Below are 3,290 nucleotides of genomic sequence, written 5' to 3' on the forward strand. Positions count from 1 at the left end.
ATGTGTCGCAGCAGGACGACGCTGCTGGGACCGAAGTTGACGACAACTACGGCTTCGCCATCGCCTACTCCGAAGGTCCGGTGGCAGTTGATGCCTTCTCACCGCCTCGGGCGACGGCGTGCCGGGCTCCGGCGCGCGGGGCGCGATGAAATTGTCGAGATCCGCGTCCTCGGGCTCACCCGGTTCGCGTTGCGGGGTGTAGGCCGGCGGCGGCAGGTCGTCCGCCGACGCCATCGCGGCCGGCTCCTCGCGCGGCTGCTCGACCTCGGGGTCGAAGATGTCCTCCATCTGGTCCTCGGCCGCCGCGCGTTCCGCGTCGAGATCGTTGAAAAGCGACGGCTCGGCCCTGTCCGCGGCCACCTCGGCCTGCGGCGCCTCGTGCTCGGCCGTCTCGGGCGCGACCATCTGCTCGGCCGCGGGTTTCAGCGGCTCGGCCAGCGTGCGGCGCGGCACCGGGATGTCGTGTGCCACGTCGCTTGCGTCGATGCCCGTGGCGACGACGCTGACGCGCATCACGCCTTCCATGCCGGTGTCCAGCGTGGACCCCACGATGATGTTGGCATCCGCGTCCACCTCCTCGCGGATACGGTTCGCCGCCTCGTCCAGCTCGAACAGGGTCAGGTCGTGCCCGCCGGTGATGTTGATGAGAACGCCCTTCGCGCCGCGCAGGCTGATCTCGTCCAGCAGCGGGTTCGCGATGGCCTTCTCGGCGGCCTGGATCGCGCGGTCCTCGCCGTCGTCCTCGCCGGTGCCCATCATGGCCTTGCCCATCTCGTCCATCACGGCGCGCACGTCCGCGAAATCGAGGTTGATCAGGCCGGGGCGCACCATCAGGTCCGTGACACCCTTGACGCCCTGGTACAGCACGTCGTCGGCCATGCTGAAGGCCTCGGTGAACGTGGTCTTCTCGTTGGCAAGGCGGAACAGGTTCTGGTTGGGGATGATGATGAGCGTATCCACCATCTTCTGCAGGCTCTCCACCCCGTCCTCGGCCTGCCGCATCCGCTTGGCGCCCTCGAACTGGAACGGCTTGGTGACGACGCCCACGGTCAGGACGCCCAGCTCGCGCGCGGCCTGCGCGATGATCGGCGCGGCCCCCGTGCCGGTGCCGCCGCCCATGCCCGCGGTGATGAAGCACATGTGCGCCCCGGCAAGGTGATCGACGATCTGCTCGATCGACTCCTCGGCCGCCGCGGCGCCGATGCTGGCCTTGGCGCCCGCGCCCAGACCCTCGGTGACCTTCACGCCCAGTTGCACGCGGCTTTCGGCGTTGGACTGGCTCAGCGCCTGCGCGTCGGTGTTGGCGACGACGAAATCGACACCGTCGAGTTCCTTGTCGATCATGTTGTTGACGGCATTGCCGCCGGCCCCGCCAACGCCGAAAACGGTGATCCGGGGCTTGAGTTCTTCATGTCCGGGCATGGTGAGGTTCAATGTCATCGCTCTGTCCGCCTGCTGTTGAGCCTGCTCTGCACAAGCCGTTTTTCCGCCTGTTCACCCCTATCCTTACCGATAGCGGCGTCTGCCGTCATCAAAAAAACACGAATTTGATACCAAATATGGGTACTTTTTCACTGATTTTCGCGGGATTTTGCCGATATCGCCACATGTTGCGGTTACCAGTTGTCCTTGAACCACTTGACCGCGCGCCGCAGCGACCGGGCCGGGTAGCGATCGACCGGCAGGTCGAAATCCCACCACTCGTCCTGCGGGTTGGCGGCGAAAAGGCACATCCCCACCGCGCTGGCAAAGCCCGCGCCGGTCGCCGCCTGCGGCAGGCCGTGCACGCGCATCGGCCGGCCCAGCCGCACCTGCTGGCCGAGGATCCGGCTGGCCAGCCCGTCAAGCCCGGGTATGAGGCTGCCACCGCCCGTCAGGACGATCTGCTGGCTTGGCAGATGGTCGAACCCCGCCGCGTCGAGCCGGGCGCGCACTTCTTCCAGTATCTCCTCCACGCGGGGGCGCATGATCCCGATCAGCTCGGCCCGGCTGACGGTGCGGCGGTCGTGCTCCCAGTCGCCGGTCTCGCCGCCGATCTCGATCATCTCGCGGTCGTCCATGCCCGTGGCCACGACCCCGCCATAGAATGTCTTGATGCGCTCGGCCGTGCTCATGGGCATTTGCAGGCCCTTGGCGATGTCGCCGGTCACGTGATCGCCGCCCATGCGCACGCTGTCGGCAAAGATCATGTGCTTCTTCATGAAGATCGACACGCCCGCCGTGCCGCCCCCCAGATCGACGCAGGCCGCGCCCAGCTCCTGCTCGTCCTCCACCAGCGCAGAGACGCCGCTGACATAGGCCGAACTCGCCAGCCCGGCCAGTTCCAGATCGCAGCGCTTGATGCAATGCGCGAGGTTCTGGATCACCTGCGCGTCCACCGTCAGCATGTGCATGTCGGACGACAGGCTCTGCCCGATCTGGCCGCGCGGGTCGGACAGGCCCGAGCGGTGATCGAGCGCGAAATTGACGGGCTGGGCGTGCAGCACCTCGCGCGACTCGCCGAAATCGGGCACGTCGCAGGCGCTGAGCACCCGGCTCACGTCCTGCTCGGAAACGGTCGTCCCCTCGAGCACGACCTGCCCGGCCAGCCCGTAGGAGCGCGGCGCGGCCCCCGAGAAACAGGCGATGACGTGATCCACCCGGATCTGCGCCATCTTCTGCGCGGCCTGCAGCGCGGTGCGTATCGCGCGTTCGGTTTCCGCCATCGCCGCGATCTCGCCGAAGCGCACCCCGCGCGAGCGCGTGGTCGCCGCGCCGATCACCCGGAACCCCGCCTGCCCCGCCATGGCGCCGATTCCGTCGGCACCGGCCAGCCGCTCGCCCCCGTCGAAGCGCAGCACCAGGCAAGCGATCTTGGACGTGCCTACATCCAGCACCGCCACGACGCCCCGCTGTATCGCCGCCTTGCGCATGTTGCGCATCGCCCGTTGGGATTCGTATAGCTCGATCATCACTGCCCGGCCCCTGTCGTCGTGTTCTTCACGCGCCACCAGTCTTCCACGGCGCGCTCTCTCATCCGGATCGTCGGCCGCTCGGCCAACCGCATGTCCACCGCCACCACGTCGCGCTCCAGCATGTCCTGCACCTGGTCGAGGACGATCACCCGTTCCAGCGCGCGGACCGCGTCGCGTTCCGGCAGCATGATGCGCTGGTCGCGGGTCAGCACCACGTCCCAGCGGCGCTCGCCCACCCGGACCACGCCTTTTGCGTCAGCCCGTCGGACATCTCAGAAGCGTTTCTGGCCGCGCTTCGTGCGGAACACAGGGTTCTCGATTTCGCGGATTACCTCT

General features: G+C 67.6%; 2 protein-coding genes and 1 pseudogene. All 3 read right to left on the bottom strand.

What is annotated here, in order from left to right; genetic code table 11:
* Window positions 1-1,440: cell division protein FtsZ (ftsZ, locus tag ACH107_RS31365; RefSeq protein ID WP_412509568.1), on the bottom strand; the 1,440-nt coding region annotated here is incomplete at its 3' end.
* A 176-nt stretch (window positions 1,441-1,616) separates the two neighbouring features.
* On the bottom strand, window positions 1,617-2,951 hold the full coding sequence (gene ftsA, locus ACH107_RS31370) for a cell division protein FtsA (RefSeq protein WP_412509569.1): 1,335 nt from the start codon (window positions 2,949-2,951) through the stop codon (window positions 1,617-1,619).
* A pseudogene (locus ACH107_RS31375) lies at window positions 2,951-3,205 on the bottom strand (cell division protein FtsQ/DivIB); the annotation flags it as partial. The gene ftsA and the pseudogene ACH107_RS31375, both read right to left, overlap by 1 nt.
* Window positions 3,206-3,290 lie beyond the last annotated feature (85 nt).

The sequence above is a fragment of the Roseovarius halophilus (ex Wu et al. 2025) genome (assembly GCF_047086965.1).